This window comes from Blautia massiliensis (ex Liu et al. 2021), assembly GCF_052064225.1.
GTDB classification, from domain to species: Bacteria; Bacillota; Clostridia; order Lachnospirales; family Lachnospiraceae; genus Blautia_A; species Blautia_A fusiformis.
The window spans coordinates 16,141-34,943 of the sequence record NZ_JBQHWA010000018.1; the positions used below are offsets into that span (position 1 = coordinate 16,141).

The window sequence follows — 18,803 nt, forward strand, 5'->3', positions numbered from 1 at the left end:
GCCTTACGGATCCACGTCTTTTTATTATGTTATATCTTTATTTTTTATAAGCTGTTCTGGTATTCAGAAATTACTTACAGGAGTTCCTCCCTCTGCATTGTAGATATTATTGCATAAGCTGTTCTGGTATTCAGAAATTACTTGCAGAGCTCCTCTGCCATTGCATCGATCTCTGCCACATTCTCATCACTGAGGGAAGACATGATCTTTACATTGTTCTCAAGCCATGTGATATTTTTACTCTTCTCGAACATTCCTTTCATGACTTTAGCTGCAGTCGGTGCCCAGCTTCCGTTCTCAATGAGGCCGATGGTGCGGTTCTGGTAATTACGCTCTGTCAGGTTCTCGATGAATGTACGCATAAACGGGAATGCTTCTCCGTTGTATGTAATGCTGGCCAGTACCAGCTTGCCGTAGCGGAAAGCGTCCTCCACTGCCTCTGCCATGTCTTCTCTTGCAAGATCGCAGACAACAACCTTCGGGCAGCCCTTTTCCTCCAGCTTCTGTGCAAGAAGCTCTGCTGCTTTCTTTGTATGTCCGTATACAGATGTGTAGGCGATCATTACTCCTTCACTCTCTACTTTATAAGAAGACCAGATATCATATTTCTCCAGATAATGTCCAAGATTTTCGGTAAGGATCGGTCCGTGAAGCGGGCAGATGGTCTGGATATCAAGAGTTGCTGCTGCCTTGAGAAGCTTCTGTACCTGCGGACCGTATTTTCCGACGATTCCGATATAGTAGCGACGTGCTTCGCAGTCCCAGTCCTCTTCTACATCAAGAGCTCCGAATTTGCCAAAGCCATCTGCGGAAAACAGAACTTTGTCTGTGCTGTCATATGTAACCATAACCTCCGGCCAGTGAACCATCGGTGCAAATACGAAGGTAAGGACGTGTTTTCCAAGTGTCAGGGTGTCACCGTTGGCTACAATATGTTTCTTTCCTTCCAGATCCATTCCACGGAAGAAATTCTCCATCATGGTAAAGGTCTTTGTGTTGGCAACAACAGTTGTATCCGGGTATGCTTTCATGAAATTCTCAATATTTGCTGCATGGTCCGGCTCCATATGCTGGACTACAAGATAGTCCGGTTTCGCGCCATCCAGAACCTCTGCAACTTTTCCCATCCACTCTTCTGTGAAGCCGGCATCTACAGTGTCCATAACTGCGATCTTCTCATCTCTGATCACATAGGAGTTGTAGGACATTCCGTTTGGCACTACATACTGTCCCTCAAACAGGTCTACCTGATGATCGTTTACTCCTACATAATAAATATCATTTCCGATTTTCATTGTATTGAGTTCCTCCTTAGTCTGCTGTATTTTATATTTCCAATATTTCTGAAAATACTTTTTTATTGCTCTCATTTATTATATCATTGTTCGTACTGAAATCAATGTAGAATCTATAAATAAAACCAAACCTCTGCGCCTGGTAAAAGAGCTATTTTCCCCTCTTTACAAACCTATTCCAACATAGTATTGTATACCTTGGATGAAGGAATTTTTTATAATTTTTATGAGGTAAACTATGTGTGAAAATGAAAAAAAGAAAACGTCTTCCATTGAGATGACCTCCGGCTCTCTCTGGAAAAATATCCTCCTCTTTAGCCTTCCCCTGATGGGGTCCCAGGTATTGGAGGTTCTTTTTAATTTAAGTGATGTTGCGGTTGTGGGGCGATTTGCAGATTACATGGCACTTGGAGCTGTGGGTTCCACAACTCTGCTGGTCACTTTATTTACCGGAATCCTGATCGGCATGGGCGCCGGAGTCAATGTTCGTGTAGCACACGAGCTTGGTGCCGAAAACAGAAAAGGTACCGAAGAAACGATCCATACATCTCTTCTTCTCTGTGCCATCGCAGGACTTCTGGTCTGTGTCGTCTGTCTTCTGTTTTCCGGACAGATGCTGTCCATGATAAATACGAAACCGGAGCTGATGGACCAGGCTGTTTTATATATGAAGATTTATGCTCTGGGTATGCCGGCCATGGCTGTATACAATTTCGGTAACGGCGTATTAAGTGCCCGCGGCGATACGAAGCGACCGCTGATCTATCTTTCCATTGCCGGAGTGATCAACGTTCTTCTGAACCTTTTTTTCGTTATCGTCTGTCATATGGCCGCCGCAGGTGTGGCAACTGCCAGCGCGATCGCACTGTATATCTCCGCAGCGCTGGTAATGATCCACCTCCTTCGGAGAAAAGACGAATGCAGGGTATCCCTGCGTAAGCTCCGTCTTCACCCGAAGGCCTGTAAAGCAGTACTGCTTCTTGGTATTCCCACAGGTCTGCAGAACGGGATTTTTGCCATTGCAAATCTGTTCGTACAGACCGGTGTCAACTCCTTCGATGCAGTCACGGTTTCCGGAAATGCCGCTGCCGCAAATGCAGACTCTCTGATCTACAACGTCATGTTTGCTTTCTATACTGCATGCGCGAGCTTCATCGGTCAGAACTGGGGTGCCGGAAATAAAAAACGTATGCTGAAGACTTATGGGATCAGCCTTACCTATGCCTTTATCGCAGGCGCGATCCTTGGTGGACTGCTTCTTGTTTTCGGTCCGCAGTTTCTGTCACTGTTTGCCACAGAACCGGCAGTCATCGATGCCGGCATGGAGAGGATCCGGATCATGGGCTTCAGCTATGCCTTCAGCTGTTTTATGGATTGCAGTATCGCCGCTTCCCGTGGCATCGGAAAAAGTATCCCACCGACCATCATCATCATTCTGGGATCCTGTGTATTCCGTGTCATCTGGTTCTATACGGTGTTTGCACACTTCCAGACCATTTCCTCACTTTATCTCCTGTATATTTTCTCATGGGGAATTACAGGCTTTGCGGAGGTTCTGTTCTTTGCTGTAAGCTTCCGGAAAATTCGGACCTGATACTTCAAATATATAGCGCCAGACGAAGCATTGATCTGGCGCTTTTTATATCTTTCTCGCGTTTTATGTACATTTGTCTTTACAAGGCGGACATAATTGTATATAATTATCCTGTTGTGCTTTTACGCGATGCAGTAATACCGGCTTAGAACGATCCGCCCTTTACACTGGATCGTTGCTTTGCGGCTCAGCATTTTTTTAGCACACTCACACAATAGGAAAGAGGAAACTAGTTATGAAAAAACTGATTCAAAAATGGAACAGCATCAACCTGATCAAGCGTATCATCTGTGGTCTGATCGTTGGTATCATTCTCGGACTTGCGATCCCTCAGGCATCTGTGATCTCCATTCTCGGTGATCTGTTCGTCGGTGCTCTTCGTGGAATTGCTCCGCTTCTGGTGTTCTTCCTGGTAATGAGCTCTCTGTGCCACATGGGAAAAGGCCAGAAAACAAACATGAAATTCGTTGTTGTACTTTATCTTCTGGGAAATATACTCTCAGCACTGGCAGCTGTGATCTCCAGCCGCCTGTTCCCGATCATGCTGACTTTTTCCGAAAATACAAATACTTCCGACGTCACTCCGCCAAGCGGTGTTGCAGAAGTCCTCAAAAACCTTCTGATGAACATTGTTTCCAACCCGGTTGACGCACTTGTCAACGCCAACTATATCGGTATCCTTGCATGGGCCATCATCTTCGGTATCGCACTGAAGGCCGCAAGTGAAACTACCAAGACTGTCATCGAAAACATTTCCGATGCAACCTCCACAGCCGTAAGATGGATCATCAGCCTTGCTCCATTTGGTATCATGGGCCTGATCTTCACAACCATCTCCGAGCAGGGGCTTGACGTACTGTTAAGCTATGGCCGTCTGATCTGTATACTGGTGGGAACCATGCTCTTTGTTGCACTGGTGATCAACCCGATCATTACTTTCATCTGCACACGCCAGAATCCGTATCCGCTGGTTCTGCGCTGCCTGAAGGACAGTGGTATCACAGCATTCTTCACAAGAAGCTCTGCCGCCAACATTCCGGTAAACATGGAGCTGTGCAAGGATCTCGGACTTGATGAGGATACCTACTCCATCTCCATCCCTCTTGGTGCGACCATCAACATGGGTGGTGCAGCGATCACCATTTCCATCATGGCTCTGGCAGCTGCACATACACTCGGTATCAGCGTAGACTTCCCGACCGCTCTGATCCTCTGCATCCTGGCTGCTGCAAGTGCAGCTGGTGCTTCCGGAGTTGCCGGCGGTTCTCTTCTTCTGATCCCGATGGCCTGCAGCCTTTTCGGAATCCCCAATGATGTTGCCATGCAGGTAGTTGGTGTCGGTTTCATCGTAGGCGTGATCCAGGATTCCTGTGAGACAGCACTGAACTCTTCCACAGACGTACTTTACACAGCATGCGCCTGCAGGATCAGAAAGAATAAATGATCACACTTATAAACCGTCAGGCGGGTATTCGTAATTGAAACAGGGGACTCCCTTGATTCGGTTAAAAGGAGCAGATCTTCCGTATTTGGAAAATCTGCTCCTTTTTTTGGCTTAACCTTCAGTTCCTGCAATATCTGCCCCATATAAAATTATCCGTAATCGGTAAATAAAACATCCTCTACATTCGAAAAAGCTTCCAGTTCTCTCCCATCTGCACAGCCAGATATACGATCTCAAAGATCACAGCTACAGATCCAAGCTTAAAAAGCAAGGAATCCACAAAGCCTCCTGCCTTACAGAAATCCAGCGCAATGCCTCCCGGCAGCGGATACAGAATCCGTACCCGTTTCCGGTTAAAGCAGTCCAGCACCAGATGTGATGCGAATCCAACCACAAAATAAAGGACCAGCTTCACGGACACCATGGATATGGCTGCACTTAAAATGGCCATAGCCATGATCGAATGCATAAATGACCGGTGCGGCTGATTTTTTCCAAAGGCGCAGACTGCAATAAAAATAATAACTCCCAGGGCAACCGGCGCCATAGACTGGTTATTGCGGATCTTTTCCCAGATAGAAAAATCATAAAAATAATTCAATGCGATCTCTGCTGCCACAAGCAGTACCGCGATCAGTGAGATCCGGTCCGCATCCTTATGGGATTTGGAGGTTCCTACATCAATGTCGCTGATCAATGCTCCAAGCATTCCTGTTCCTGCCGCAAGTACCAGACCGGAAACCGTAGAGGGCTGTGTAACTGCCAGCACTGTTCCGAGTCCGACTGCCGCGTGTGTTTTTCCTGTCATAATTCTCCCCTTATTGTAAGAAATCTTCCGTTATTCAGGATTATCCACTGCTACAGATCAGACACTCTCTTCTGATCTTCTGCATATATAAATGTATCACTTTATCATTTACCGCAGATCTGAAAATACAATAAGGCAGCTGTCAGCCTTACCTTTTACTGACAGCTGCCTCCACGAAACAGCATTATATCACATAAAAAATCACGATTCTATCTAAAATCTTTCTACTTTCTTTCACGTCCCGTTTAAATGGAATATGTCTCTTGGATCTCTCTTTTAATCAGACCAGTTCATACGTCCGTAGCGAAGTGCAATACCTTGGATCTCTTTCTGAAGCTTCACAGTCAGCTCCCTTTTGCGGATCCTCCACTTCCAGTTCTTTCCTACTGTGGAAGGCTGGTTCATTCTGCAGCTGTTATCCAGGCCCATATAATCCTGCATAGGGATCACACAGAGCTTTGCACTGCTTCTCATAACCAGGCTGATAAAGCATTTATGCAGCTCTTTATCCGGTGTATAGTTATCACAGAGATAATCCCTGGCAAGCTTACGCTCTTTTGCCATAATGCTCTTCCACCATCCGGCGATGGTCTCATTATCATGGGTTCCTGTGTATGCCACACTGTTCTCCGGATAGTTGTGCGGAAGATAATCGTTGGCACAGCCGGAATCTCTGGAATCAAACGCAAACTCCAGGACCTTCATTCCCGGGAATCCACTGTCATGGACAAGCTGACGCACAGAATCTGTCACATAGCCAAGATCCTCCGCAATGACCTGCTTCCAGCCAAGGGCCTGCTCCACTTTGCGGAACAGATCGATCCCGGGACCTTTTTCCCAGTGACCGCCAATGGCATTTTCTGCACCGTACGGAATAGAAAAATACTCGTCAAAGCCACGGAAATGATCGATCCTTACCACGTCATAAAGGCGGAATACGTAGCTCAGTCTGGAGATCCACCACTGATATCCTGTATTTCTGTGGTAATCCCAGCGGTACAGTGGATTTCCCCAAAGCTGTCCTGTTGCGGAAAAACCGTCCGGCGGGCATCCGGCTACAGCCACCGGCACATTCTCCTCATCCAGCTGGAAAAGTTCCGGATGAGCCCAGGTATCTGCACTGTCCATAGCTACATAGATCGGGATATCTCCGATGATCTGAATGCCTTTTTCGTTGGCATATTTTTTCAGTTTCATCCACTGCTCATAGAATTTGAACTGCATATACTGCTGGAATTCAATATCAAAATATAATTCTCTGCGATAGTAGTCCATGGCATTTGCCCAGCGAAGGCGGATATCCTCTGCCCATTTTGTCCACTCAACACCGCCGAACTGATCCTTTACTGCCATAAAAAGTGCATAGTCGGAAAGCCACCAGCTGTTTTCTGCAACAAATTTCTGATAATCCGGATTCTCGCTGATGTTGCTGTTTTCGTAAGCTTTGCGGAGAAGCTTGTAACGGCCTTTGTAGATTTTTTCATAGTCTACGCTGTCTGCTCTTCTTCCCCAGCTGACCTTATCACAGTCCTCCTTTGTAAGGACGCCTTCCTCCACCAGTGCCTTCAGGCTGATAAAATACGGATTTCCCGCAAAAGTGGAGAAGGACTGGTACGGAGAATCTCCGTAACTGGTAGGTCCCAGCGGAAGGATCTGCCAGTAGCTCTGTCCCGCTTCCTTCAGCCAGTCCACAAAATCATAGGCACTCTTTGAAAAACATCCGATGCCGTACTCTGACGGCAGGCTTGTGATTGGCATCAGAATGCCGGCTGCTCTTTTATCCATATCTTTTCTCTCCTTATGTTGAGCCCTGCATCTCAGAGCATCTTATCTATTATCCTCTCACGGATGCATATTCATATAATTTACGCAACCGTTTGCGTAAATTATACGTCCATTTTGCATGAAGTGCAATGCGTTTTTGTCTTTTCTACCTTTCTTACAATTTTTACATCCTGATTTTGTGCAGTTTTTCATTATGTCAAACAGAATCTGTCTGCATCTCACTACCTGATTTTCTGTGCATCTGTTTTTACGCAATTTCATGCAATTTTCCGTGCAATATGTTTGACAGTATCCTTGTTATGAACTACAATATCTCTATCAGACTGAGATAAAAAAGCCGGATCAGAGGCATACTTCCGCTTTGATCCGGCATATCCGTGAGGAGGCAAATTTATGGCAGTAACCATCAAAGATGTGGCAGCTCTGGCCGGGGTGTCCCCGTCCACCGTTTCCAGAACCTGCAAAAATAATCCATCTATCAGTGAAGAAACCAAGGAACGTGTACGCAGAGCCATGGCGGAGCTTGGCTATGAGCCGAATTTTCAGGCCAGTAACCTGGCAGCACAGATTTCCCGCTCCATCGGTATCATCCTGCCTCCGTCCCCAAAGGAGACATACGAGAATTCCTTTTACCTTGAGACGATCCGGGGGATCAGCCACTACTGTAACGCACATCAGTATATCAGCACCATTGTTACCGGTCAGAATGAAGAAGAGATCCTTAACGCAGTACGTTCCATGTCCAGAAGCGGTAAGGTTGACGGATTTATTGTTCTTTATTCCCGTGTGAATGATCCTGTTATTGATTTTCTTTTCAGTGAAGGACTTCTCTATATCCTGATCGGAAAACCGGCACAATACACCAATCATACGATCTATATCGATAATGACAACCTTCTGGCCGGACAGGAGGCAACGGAGTATCTTTATGCTCTGGGCCACCGGAAGATCGCTTATCTGGGTGTAGATAATTCCCTGGTCTTTTCCGCAGACCGCAAAACCGGCTATATGACTGCGCTGATCAGCCACGGATTAACCGTACAGCCCGAATACTGTATAGAGGTTCCTGCCGCTTCCCAGAATGAGTTTCAGGAGCTTCGAAAGCTGCTTTTAAGTGAGGAGCGCCCTACAGCTGTGCTTGTCAGTGATGATATTCTGGCACTTTCCCTGGAGCGGATCTGTATAGAAGCAGATATCTCCATACCGGAGGATCTGTCCATTCTTTCCTTTAACAACTCACTTTTTGCCAGACTGACTTCACCACAGCTGACCTCCATTGATATTAACTCCGGGCAGCTTGGAATGGAAGCAGCCACGCAGATAATCAGTCATATCGAAAATCCAAGCCTTCCGGCCACAAAGATCATTGTACCTCACCAGCTGATCGAAAGGGACAGCTGCTGGAAGATCTGATCTGCTTTCAAACAAAAAACAGGTATCTTCTCTGCTGACTGTGTATTGACCACCACTTATCGATCTGACATTGGTGGTCGATCTACCGCCCGGCAAAAAGATACCTGTTTTTCATTTTTTATAATGCTTTCTCATAACACCAGTACATATGTCCCCAGAGTTCACACTCTCCCACGTTCTCAAAATTCAGCTTATCATAAGAACGGAGTGCTTTTACATTGTCCTTCGCAACAAGAAGATGTACAGCTTTATAGCCCCGCTTCTTCAGTTCTTCCATCACACCCTTAAGAAGTTTCCCGGCAATCCCCTGATTCTGGAATTCCTGACATACTCCCACCCGGGAGACCTCCGCTGACGGCACCATGGTTTCTGACCAGCATGTGAGACATTCCACATTTGGATCATCATCAATGGAGATCACACCTGCGATATTTCCCGCATCGTCCCGCATACAGAACAGCGCATCTCTGGAAAGATCAAATTCCACTTCTTTTTCTGAAGGATACTCCTCTGTCCACACACAATAGGGCGTCCCCAGCAATGAACGGTACAGCTTCAGAACTGTATCTGCTTCTTCTCTTTTTACACGCTCGAAATTCATTTTATATCCTTTCTCCTGAAAATACATTCTTTTTCCGCCCGGATCCCGCCAGTATCAGGATCACAGCAAATGTAATGATCTCTGAACTCAGAAAGGAACTCCACACGCCATTGATCCCAAATAATCCGGACAAGATCACCGCACTTGCAGCAATAGCGATCACACCACGCATAAGCGATCCCACGATTGCCGGAACTGCACGATCCACCGCCGAAAAATACGCCACCAGCATAATATTGATCCCCGCAAACAGGAATCCCAGGAAGTAGATCCGCAGGCCCACATGTGCATAATCCAGAAGCTGCTGGTTATTTTCACTGTTAAAAACAGCGACCAGATTGTCTGTAAAGCCCCACACCACTAGGATCGTCACCGCTTCCAGCACTGCACAGGAAACCAGACTCCAGCGAAGCAGGCTTTTTACATGGTCACGCTGTCCTTCTCCGTAGCTTTTGCTGATAAGCGGCTGTGCTCCCTGCGCCAGTCCGTTAAAAATAGACATTGCCACAAGGGAAAGATTAGCCACTACTCCGTAGGCTGCCACGCTTACATTTCCTGCAATCCCAAGAAGAAGCATGTTAAAAATGATCGTAATGATCGCTGAGGAAAGCTCTCCGACAAAGGCCGAAATCCCAAGCTGACAGCATGAGATCAGATGGCGGATGGAAGGCCGTACCCACCGGAAACCTACATGATTCTTTTTTCCAAGATAATGAGTTGTACAGATCGCCATTGTGATGGCAGGGCTGATGGCTGTTGCCAGCGCCGCTCCGGCAAGCCCCAGCTTCATTGGAAACATAAAAATATAGTCAAACACAATATTGAAAAGACTTGCGGAAATCGCCCCTGCCATGGCAGTGGAGGTTCCCTGGTCATTTCTTGCAAAAGCAGTAAACGTATAATTGGCCATAAACAGCGGCGTAGTGATCAGCATGATGCGGAGATAGCTTTTTCCAAGGGCAGTCAGACCTGCATCTGCGCCAAGAAGGTGAAGAAATTTCTCCGGTGCAACAATACCTGTGATAATAAATGGCACACTGCACAGAACGCTCCAGAAAACAGACTGCAGAAAATAGTGATCCGTATTCTCACCCTTGGCTCTGTTGATCCCGAATCGGGTAGCAGAACCGATACCAATCATTGCCCCGATAGCATATACCAATCCATACACCGGAAGGATCAGATTCAGAACTGCCAGGCCATCTGCGCCTGAATGAACTGATATAAAAAATGTATCCGCCAGAATATAAACCGATATTCCGATCATACCTGCAATGCTTTGAAAAATATATTTAAAAAACTGTCTCAGCATATATGCACCATGTCCTTTCCTGATTCTGGTTTTCATCCCATTTATCATTTATTCTAACTCAAAAAAGCTTCTCTTTTTATTACTGATAATAACATCTTTCGCTACACCCCGCCGGAAACACTATCCGTTTTAACGTACATTTAAATTCCCTCTCATTTTCTGCAGCGTCCAGAATTTCCAGCGCTTTTCGCAAATTCCGGATATCTTTTTCCATGTGATCCACATAGTTTCCCCGGCCAACCAGCTTCAGATGCGTGATCCCTGCCTGCTTCAGCTGATACAGTGCACACAATCCACAGCCTGTCTCACCACAAAGATATCCGGATTCATCATATGCTTTCAGATCCGGTTCCTGATCCCACGCCTGCTCCTGAAGAGCCACTATTTTTTCCGGAACAGCCTCACCATTCCGTACAGTTCCAAGCCAATAGGGCACCCTGCAAAGATATCCCATCTCATCACAGTGAAGCGAATTACAGAATGCTCCCGTAAACTGGCACATTTCATTCAGCACAAAGGCCTCGAACTCCATTCCCGCCTCCGGTCGGATCCCGGCCTGTTTTTCCACTTCTCTCTGAGATGCAATAACAGACTGCATATCCCGGAACGTGTTTTTCCGATGAAAGATCAATCTCTTCAGAGGAAAGCGCCGGAACATCTTCAGCATTTCGCTGTTCACTTCCCCTGTCTCTCCGCTGAGATGGATCTCACAGGAAATCCCCCTGTTTTTCAGATAAACAAGAAGCGCCGGATCTGCAATGATATAGCTTCGAAATCCAATTCCCATGCACTTTTCTATGATATCTCCGATCTCCGGATACTGTTCCGGAAGATAATACAGGGAATTGAAGGTGAGATGCACCGGCTTTTTATATTTTTTTACCATCCGGGAAAGGATTTCCAGCTCACTGTATGCTCCAAGCTGAACATTACAGCAGAGAACCTCCCTGCGATTTAACGGCATTACTGTGCCGTATTTTTCCGCCCAGAAAAATGGTACATAGCCACAGAAAAATTCATCTGCTCCTGCCTGCACAAAACGTTCATATTCATCTATGGAGCCTAACCCGGCTGTTATTTTCATACCGTTATCCATGTCCTGTTCCTTTTTTTGAAATGTATTTTTGTCAAACGGATATTCGCGATCTACCTTCGCAGCCTGCTCATCACCTGTCATATATTAACAACAATGCGATCCGGCTTTGTGCCTTTTATATTTTTCCACATTTCCGTTGACTCCGGAAGTGTTTTATCCACACCAAACAGGGAGTTATACCGCCCTGCCATGTGTAAATGTTCCGGATAAAGCAGTGCGTATTTTTCACAGAATTTCGGACAGTGCTCCGCAAGCTGCTGTGTACCGCGATCTCCGGTGGTGCACAAAGCATACAATGGACAGTACTGCGAAGTGTTTGTCTGATAAAAAGGCAGATGCAGACTGTTTTTTCCCGGCGGAAGCTCCTGTGGATATCCGCAGGACTCCCATTCGTATCTGTGGATATGAAATTCTTCAGCCAGAAAATCCCGATAAACCCCCGCATTCAGGCTGTTTTGCTGAAATAATAAGGTATCACCGGATTTATATTTCATTCGCGGATCCTTTTTTCGTTTATTGAGCAATGTCCCCAGAACAGGACGCAGGCGGGATGTTTTTCCACAAAGCATTTCCACCATAGCCCAGTCATTGACTACGATTTCCACATTCACCCCATGAATACAGCACCAGTTATCCACCTTTTCCAGAAGCTTTCCCACAGACGAAAGCATAAATTCCCGGATATAAGATAATACCAGTGTGATCTCCGATCCCTCCGAATACATTTTATCCATGATAGAAAAAAGCTGCTCTTCTGTCGGAAACAGATTATGGCAGAACTGATTTCCAATATAAAATCTGTCCGGTATCCGACCTGCAAAATAACTGTGAGTGAGATAATTCTTCTGCCAGTAAGACGCCAGAAAAGCCTGCAGCGGCTGGCACAGATATTCTTCATACAGGGAAGTGCAGTTTAATTCCAGGGCAAACTCTGCATTATCCAAAAGCCTTAATTCTTCTGCACCCATTGTATCCTGTGGATTTCCGGAAGCCTTTTCATTTTCTCTGAAAAACCACCGCTTCTTCTGTTCCTCCAGACTCCTGCAGTGCATCTCATCCAGCTCCGCAGGATAACCGGTCAGTGATTTCGCCAGCTCTCCATCGTCTCCTTCCAGCTTCAGACGGATATATCTGTTGTACTCTCCGGCCAGCCGCCGAACCTCCTGTACATAATCCTTCTGTTCCACTCTCACAGAATATTCCCTGTAAAAATATTTTCCGGTTTTCTTTTCAACTGGCTGTTGATCCTGCAGGCATTGCTCCTCTGCTGCACTCATCCAAAACCTCCGGATCTCCACTCTCCTGTACCCGGCTTTTTTCATATCATAAAAACAGATCAGAAACTGCTCCGGTTCCGGGCATTCCTCTGCCAGCCGAAATCGAAATCCATCTTCACCCAGCTCTGTGATCCGGATTTCTTTGCTGTCCATAAAACCGGACAGTAATCCAAATGGTATCATAGAGATCCTCATCAGGAAAGCTTCCTCCCTTCAGACAAAAAAGGAGATGCCATATGCTCCCATACAGCACCTCCCACTGTTCCTGCTTATTTCACTTCTACTAATTCAATTCTGAAATTCAGCTCTTTACCTGCCATCTCATGATTAGCATCGAAAGTAATGGTTTTTTCATCTTTTGCGTTAACTTTAACCGGGAACGGCTGACCATACTGATTGGAGAGGTATACCTGCTGTCCTACAGTAAGATCCTCAGCACCCGGAAGCTGTTCGATCTCAAGTGTAAAAATCGCATCCGGATTCGGCATACCGTAAGCTTCCTCAGGCATCAGATGAACATCTACCACCTGGCCAACCTCCATGTTTGCAACTGCCGCATCAAAGCCTTTGATCATCTGTCCTGCTCCGCAGATGAATTCCAGTGGCTCGCCACGGTCATAGGAAGAATCGAACTGTGTTCCGTCATTAAAGGTTCCTCTGTAATGTGTACGGCAGGTTTTTCCGACATTAGGGCCTGTGATAGATGGCTGGGAACCACATCCTCCGCCACAGCCTCCGCAGGAATGTCCGTCTTCATGACCGCCGCAGGAATGTCCATCCTCATGGCTTCCGCAGGAATGTCCATCCTCATGATGGTGATGATCACAGTTCACACCTGTGGATACCAGCTCGCCCTTCAAATAAGCATCCACAGCTGCATCTACGTCACCCTGTGCTCCGGAACATAACTCAACACCAGCCTCAGCAAGTGCTGTCTGAGCGCCGCCGCCGATTCCGCCACAGATCAGAACGCTGATTCCCTGATCTGCAAGAAGTCCGGCAAGTGCACCATGTCCGGTGCCATTGGAGCTGATCACTTCACTGGAAACAACCTTGTTATCCTCCACCTCATATACCTTGAAAAACTCCGTTTTTCCAAAGTGCTGAAAAATGTTTCCATTATCGTATGTTGCTGCAATTTTCATTTGTAAAACCCTCCATTAGTCAGATATGTATTATATTAGTATATCGTGCAGGCAGGATAAAAGCAAGGTTTAACTTCTCTCACAAAAAACACCTCGCGGGACATTGCCAGTGAACAGCAACCTCTTGCTGTCATTCAATGAATCCAGTATAATAGAAGCATCTGTAAAAATAAAAGATTTTTTAAATAAGAAGGTTTGAACTAAAATGAAATCATACGAAGAATTACTTTCAGATATTGAAGAAGACATGGAGCTCATGGGTTCCTCACACATTGTTTATTCCATGGAAGAGGACGGCGTTGTTACCGATTATGATTATCTTCCATCCGATTCCTGTACGATCTCCATTACCTTAAAGGAACTTCAGGAAAAGCTTCAGCTGCAAATGCTCTATACAAAAGTTTCCGCTCATACAGCCGGAGCAGATAAAAATGCCCCGAAATTAGCTGTTGTTTTTCCGGGCATCGGATACACTGCCGACAAGCCGCTTCTGTACTATACCAGCCGCCTTGCCAGCAAACAAGGCTACCAGATCCGCACGGTATCCTATGACAACCTCCCGGAAAATGTCAAAGGAGATCCCGAAAAAATGAAACAGGCCTTTGACCTCGCCCTGGAACAGACAGAACGCGCCTTAAGCAGCATCGACTGGAATTCCTATGGCAGCGTTCTGTTTATTTCCAAAAGCATTGGTACCGTCATCTCCTCTGCCTATGCTTCCCGACACGATCTGACTGTAAAAAGCATCCTGTTCACGCCTCTTGCGGAGACCTTTTCCTTCCCACTAGCCGGAAGCATCGCCTTCCACGGCACCGCAGATCCCTGGGCCGAAACCGATTCCATACGGGAACTGGCAGCGCAGAAAGATGTCCCTCTCTTTCTCACCCAAAACGCCAACCATTCTCTGGAAACCGGTGATGTACTGACGGATATCTTTATTCTAAAAACCACAATGGAGCGGGTCCAGCGTTTTATTTAACGCCGGCCCGCTTATTTTTCTCCACCCACTAAAAACTGAGGTGTCAGCTTGTTCAGCTCACGTTCCATGGAAGTTCTGGAAATATCACTGATGTCCTTCAGGGCAAACACTTTGGAAAAGCCGATCTCCATCATGTAATCCAGATCCCATACCGGACGCTTTTTATCACTCATAAACAGCTTACTGCTGAGCTCTTTCCCTGTTTCCGCATCTTCATGAGCATGGATACCTCTTCCATATTTTTCCCACATAGCAGCATCATGTGCCTCGTAAATCTTTTTCTTTTCTTCATCATAAAGATGCAGATACCAGCAGGCGTCCGATACCAAAAGACGTCCGCCTTTTTTCAGTACACGCAGCCACTCCTTGTAAGCCTTCTGTGGATCGTCCAGCGTCCATGTGATATTTCTGCAGATAACCATATCAAATGTCTCATCCGGGAAATTCAGATTGTGGCAGTCCATAGTCATCAGATCTGCGGATAAACCTGCTGCCTTTACATTTTCCTTTGCTTCATGGATCATATTTTCAGTAATATCGATCCCGGTCACATGATGTCCTTCTTTTCCCAGCATAATTTCAAAAAATCCCGGCCCGCAGCCTACGTCCAGTGCTTCCAGATGTTCTTTTTCCGGCGCATACTCCAGAATCAGATTCTTCCAGTTTTCTGCTGTTTCACTTTTCAGTTCTGCCTTGATCCCTTCGCTGTAAATGCCGGCTTCTCCTTCCCAGTACTCTTTGATCTTATCGTTTTGCATGTCACTTCTCCTTCTTTGTGGCTACTACAATAAATTTTTTTCCCTGATATCCGTATTTCCAGAAATCCATCGTCCATGGTCTGTTTAGCCAGCGGTTCTCTCTGATCTGGATCCTGGCAAAGCGTACCTTTTTTAATATCCGAAAGTCCGCTTCCGGACGCTTCTGTGATGTAAATGGCAGCTTTTCATAAATTCCGCTGTTTTCCTTCACGTCAGATCCATATATTTTTCTTTCTGTAACATAAATAAGAAAATCAGCAATTTTCATATGGATCTTATTTTTTAATGTGGGTTCGATAGTACGATAGTCCCCATCAAAATAAATGATCCTTCCGCCTGGTTTTAATACAGCCTTCCAGCGTCTGAAAGCTTTTTCCGGATCATATAATGTCCACACCGCATCTCTGGAAAGTATCACATCATAGCTTTGTTCCTGTTCCAATGGCAAAGTTACACCATCTTCCTCACAGATTTCCACCTGCTGATGATACTGTCGCATATTCCTTCTGGCTTTTTCTACCATTCCTGATGAACCATCGATCGCTTTTACATCATGTCCCAGACGCGCTGCTATGATGCTCATAAAACCCGGGCCGCAGCCCACTTCTAAAATACGAAGGGGCTCAGGTCCAAGAAGTCTTTTCAATTCTTTTGTCCAGTGAGATACCGTTCTTTTGTTACTCAATTGTTTTTGGATCATATCATCATAATCACCGGAATCTTCTGTCCATTTATTCTCGATCTTTTCAAACATTTTTTACTCCACTACATCCAGTGTTGCCCAGTTAATGCCTTCATAGGCAGTCGGTGCAAGCTCTACATTGGTCAGTCTGGTATTGTTATAGATATAATCACGGTTCGGATAATACAGCGGCACTGTTACTGCCTGATCATTGATACGTGTGAGGATCTTATCGTATAATTCCGTCCGCTTTTCTTCATCCTGTGTCTTTAATACTTCTCCGAGATCTTTGTTCAGCTCCTCATCGTACCAGTTTACTGCCTTTGCTCCATCTTCCGCACAGAACATTGATTTCAGGAATCCATGAGGCATCCAGGAATCTTCATAGCTGCGGTAAATGCACAGATCGTAATCTCTGGTGTTCCAGATCTCATCATAGTAAGCTGCGGATTCTTTTTCTACCAGTTCAATACCTACACCGACCTTCTCATATTCAGATTTCAGGAATTCACAAAGAGATTTCCATGAAGCATATTCTTCAGTCTGGAATACCAGTCTGAGGCTCAGTGGTTCTCCGTCTTTTTCTACAATACCATCTCCATCTGTATCCTCATATCCTGCTTCCTTTAACAGTTCCTTTGCTTTATCCGGATCATATGGATAGCCCTTGCTGTTTTCTTCTGTTACATAAGGAACTGTCGATGACATAAGTCCGGTTGCCGGATTGCCGTAACCATCCAGCAGATCATTTACAATGCTTTCTTTATTTGTTGCATAATTCAGTGCCTGACGTACGTTTACATCCTGAAGCGCCGGTGTATCATAATTTTCGATCAGATAGTAAGAAAGTGTGGAAACCTGCTGTTCTGTCGATAAATTTTTATCTGCCTGGATAATACTGAAGCTTTCGGATGGAATATCCTGAAGATTCAGATCTGCCTCTCCACTCTGAAGTGCCATCACTCTGGCATCACCGTCTACCACCTGTTTCAGAACTACTTTATCAATATTTGGTTTCTCACCGTAATAATTAGGATTTGGTACCAGGACAACCTCCTGACCGCTTTCATAACTGTCGATCATCCACATTCCGGTACCCACTTCCTGACAAAATTCTCCGTCTTCATCCAGTGCACTTTCACAGGTGAAACGGAATGGTCTTGGATAGCTGAATTCGATCAGCAGTGTATAGCATGGTTCTGCGAACTTAAATTCTACAGTATAATCATCTACCTTTGTAACATTTTCCAGTTTGGCCGAAAAGTTACCGGTCACATCCTGTTCCACCCATCTGTTATAATTCCACATCACATTGTCTGCATTAAACACTGTACCGTCTGAGAATTTCACATCTTTTCTTAAATGAAACGTATAGGTTGTGCCATCTTTGCTGATATCCCAGGATTCTGCCAATGCCGGTTTAATTTCTCCATTTTCTCCATAACGCACCAGTGGATCATAGATCATTTCATAAAGACGAAAGTCCGGACCACTTTTTATAGGGTCACAAAGTTCAGGAGTCAGATCAATGGATGTCATTGCCGTAACTACTTTTTCCTCTTTTGCCTGTACATTGACACCTGTCAGTAAAGTTGCCGCCACCATGCTCAATGCTATCAGTTTTGCTACACGTCTTTTCTTCATTTCTTCCTCTCCTTTGTTTGTTTTATATTTTACAGCATATGACATGCCGCAAAATGTCCTGTTTCAATTTCTGTCAATTCCGGTATATGCTCTCTGCATATATTTGTACATCTTCTGCACCGGTTCTGATATGGGCAGCCCTGTTCCGGAATGGTATCTGAAAATATTTTCTTTTCCTGCGATCCGATTCTTCGCATTTTCGGTTCTTTTACCGGAATAGAATCAAACAGATCTTTTGTATAAGGATGTACGGCAGTCTCCTTTAAGCTGTCCGTATGATCGATAAACTCGACCACGCGTCCCTGATACATAATAGCCACCTCTTTGCAGAGATATGGAACGTTGGACAGATCGTGAGTGATCAGTAAATAAGTCATCTCATATTTTTCCTGCAGCTCATTTAACAGATGCAGGATCTGCTTTCGTATGGAATAATCCAGACTGGATACAGGTTCATCACAGATCACAAGTTCCGGTCTTAATACCAATGCTCTCGCAATATTAGCTCTCTGACACTGACCTCCTGAAATCTGTCCAACATAACGGTTGCGGATATCCGGATCAAGCCCCGTCTGGATCAAAGCCTCCTTTACTCGCTCTTCATACTCACCCTCTTGCAGTTTTTCATGTAATTTCAAAATTTCCAGAATATTTTCTCCAATGGTATAACCGGGATCAAATACCCCGCTGCTGCTTTGAAAGACCATCTGAAGATTCTTGCGATATGGACGAAACTGCTTTTCAGACAAATCCTGCATTTCCTGTCCCTGAAACCAGACTTTTCCATCTGTAGGTTTCTCCAGGTCGGCGATCAGCTTTCCGAATGTAGTTTTACCACTTCCACTTTCACCGATCAGAGCCATGGATGATCCTGCATGGATTTCCAGACTTACATCATCCACTGCCTTCACAATTTTTTTCTTGCCATAATATTTTTTTAAATGTTCTGTCTTTAGTAACGTACTCATAC

15 protein-coding genes and 1 pseudogene are annotated in these 18,803 nt (G+C 45.4%); 4 read left to right on the forward strand and 12 right to left on the reverse strand.

The window, feature by feature from the left end:
* Positions 1 to 140 precede the first annotated feature (140 nt).
* A pseudogene (locus ACTNDQ_RS08830) lies at positions 141 to 1,295 on the reverse strand (FprA family A-type flavoprotein); the annotation flags it as partial.
* A 238-nt stretch (positions 1,296 to 1,533) separates the two neighbouring features.
* On the opposite strand from ACTNDQ_RS08830, the gene ACTNDQ_RS08835 reads away from it, so the two are divergent.
* Together ACTNDQ_RS08835 and sstT are read left to right on the forward strand one after the other, a co-directional pair.
* A complete protein-coding gene (locus tag ACTNDQ_RS08835) occupies positions 1,534 to 2,889 on the forward strand; it encodes an MATE family efflux transporter (protein ID WP_320810893.1) in 1,356 nt (451 codons plus the stop codon).
* Positions 2,890 to 3,124: 235 nt separating this feature from the next.
* Complete coding sequence (sstT, locus tag ACTNDQ_RS08840; RefSeq protein ID WP_278795088.1) at positions 3,125 to 4,333, forward strand: serine/threonine transporter SstT; 1,209 nt, start codon at positions 3,125 to 3,127, stop codon at positions 4,331 to 4,333.
* Positions 4,334 to 4,511: 178 nt separating this feature from the next.
* Here sstT and ACTNDQ_RS08845 read toward each other — a convergent pair whose 3' ends face one another.
* Together ACTNDQ_RS08845 and malQ are read right to left on the reverse strand one after the other, a co-directional pair.
* Positions 4,512 to 5,141 carry a metal-dependent hydrolase gene (locus ACTNDQ_RS08845; protein WP_441064411.1) on the reverse strand — a complete coding sequence of 210 codons (630 nt, stop codon included), beginning with the start codon at positions 5,139 to 5,141 and terminating at the stop codon, positions 4,512 to 4,514.
* Positions 5,142 to 5,417: 276 nt separating this feature from the next.
* Entirely contained in the window at positions 5,418 to 6,926 is a 1,509-nt protein-coding gene (malQ, locus tag ACTNDQ_RS08850) for a 4-alpha-glucanotransferase (protein WP_015526658.1), read from the reverse strand.
* A 393-nt stretch (positions 6,927 to 7,319) separates the two neighbouring features.
* Between malQ and ACTNDQ_RS08855 the strand changes: the two genes are divergently transcribed.
* Positions 7,320 to 8,339 (forward strand): LacI family DNA-binding transcriptional regulator, encoded by a 1,020-nt coding sequence (locus tag ACTNDQ_RS08855; protein WP_441064412.1) that lies wholly within the window; start codon positions 7,320 to 7,322, stop codon positions 8,337 to 8,339.
* Between the two features lie 118 nt (positions 8,340 to 8,457).
* Here ACTNDQ_RS08855 and ACTNDQ_RS08860 read toward each other — a convergent pair whose 3' ends face one another.
* The 5 genes from ACTNDQ_RS08860 to ACTNDQ_RS08880 form a co-directional block, all read right to left on the reverse strand.
* Positions 8,458 to 8,940, reverse strand: coding sequence for a GNAT family N-acetyltransferase (locus tag ACTNDQ_RS08860; protein ID WP_021650238.1), 483 nt, complete (start codon positions 8,938 to 8,940; stop codon positions 8,458 to 8,460).
* A 1-nt stretch (position 8,941) separates the two neighbouring features.
* Complete coding sequence (locus tag ACTNDQ_RS08865) at positions 8,942 to 10,252, reverse strand: MATE family efflux transporter (RefSeq protein WP_279200702.1); 1,311 nt, start codon at positions 10,250 to 10,252, stop codon at positions 8,942 to 8,944.
* Positions 10,253 to 10,331: 79 nt separating this feature from the next.
* A complete protein-coding gene (locus ACTNDQ_RS08870) occupies positions 10,332 to 11,348 on the reverse strand; it encodes a U32 family peptidase (protein WP_441064413.1) in 1,017 nt (338 codons plus the stop codon).
* Between the two features lie 77 nt (positions 11,349 to 11,425).
* On the reverse strand, positions 11,426 to 12,808 hold the full coding sequence (locus ACTNDQ_RS08875) for a hypothetical protein (RefSeq protein ID WP_441064414.1): 1,383 nt from the start codon (positions 12,806 to 12,808) through the stop codon (positions 11,426 to 11,428).
* A gap of 86 nt (positions 12,809 to 12,894) precedes the next feature.
* Positions 12,895 to 13,770 (reverse strand): NifB/NifX family molybdenum-iron cluster-binding protein, encoded by an 876-nt coding sequence (locus ACTNDQ_RS08880; RefSeq protein WP_021650242.1) that lies wholly within the window; start codon positions 13,768 to 13,770, stop codon positions 12,895 to 12,897.
* A gap of 205 nt (positions 13,771 to 13,975) precedes the next feature.
* On the opposite strand from ACTNDQ_RS08880, the gene ACTNDQ_RS08885 reads away from it, so the two are divergent.
* Entirely contained in the window at positions 13,976 to 14,749 is a 774-nt protein-coding gene (locus tag ACTNDQ_RS08885; protein ID WP_279200707.1) for an alpha/beta hydrolase, read from the forward strand.
* A gap of 11 nt (positions 14,750 to 14,760) precedes the next feature.
* On the opposite strand, the gene ACTNDQ_RS08890 is transcribed toward ACTNDQ_RS08885, so the two are convergent.
* From ACTNDQ_RS08890 to ACTNDQ_RS08905, 4 genes are read right to left on the reverse strand one after another with little or no spacing between them, the layout of a single operon-like run.
* Positions 14,761 to 15,507, reverse strand: a complete 747-nt coding sequence (locus ACTNDQ_RS08890) for a class I SAM-dependent methyltransferase (protein WP_288787510.1) — start codon at positions 15,505 to 15,507, stop codon at positions 14,761 to 14,763.
* Position 15,508: 1 nt separating this feature from the next.
* Entirely contained in the window at positions 15,509 to 16,261 is a 753-nt protein-coding gene (locus ACTNDQ_RS08895; RefSeq protein WP_279200709.1) for a class I SAM-dependent methyltransferase, read from the reverse strand.
* 3 nt (positions 16,262 to 16,264) lie between these two features.
* Entirely contained in the window at positions 16,265 to 17,833 is a 1,569-nt protein-coding gene (locus ACTNDQ_RS08900) for a nickel ABC transporter substrate-binding protein (protein WP_279200711.1), read from the reverse strand.
* Between the two features lie 29 nt (positions 17,834 to 17,862).
* The gene (locus ACTNDQ_RS08905; RefSeq protein ID WP_320810897.1) at positions 17,863 to 18,801 is read right to left on the reverse strand and encodes an ABC transporter ATP-binding protein; all 939 of its coding nucleotides are present in this window, start codon (positions 18,799 to 18,801) and stop codon (positions 17,863 to 17,865) included.
* Positions 18,802 to 18,803 lie beyond the last annotated feature (2 nt).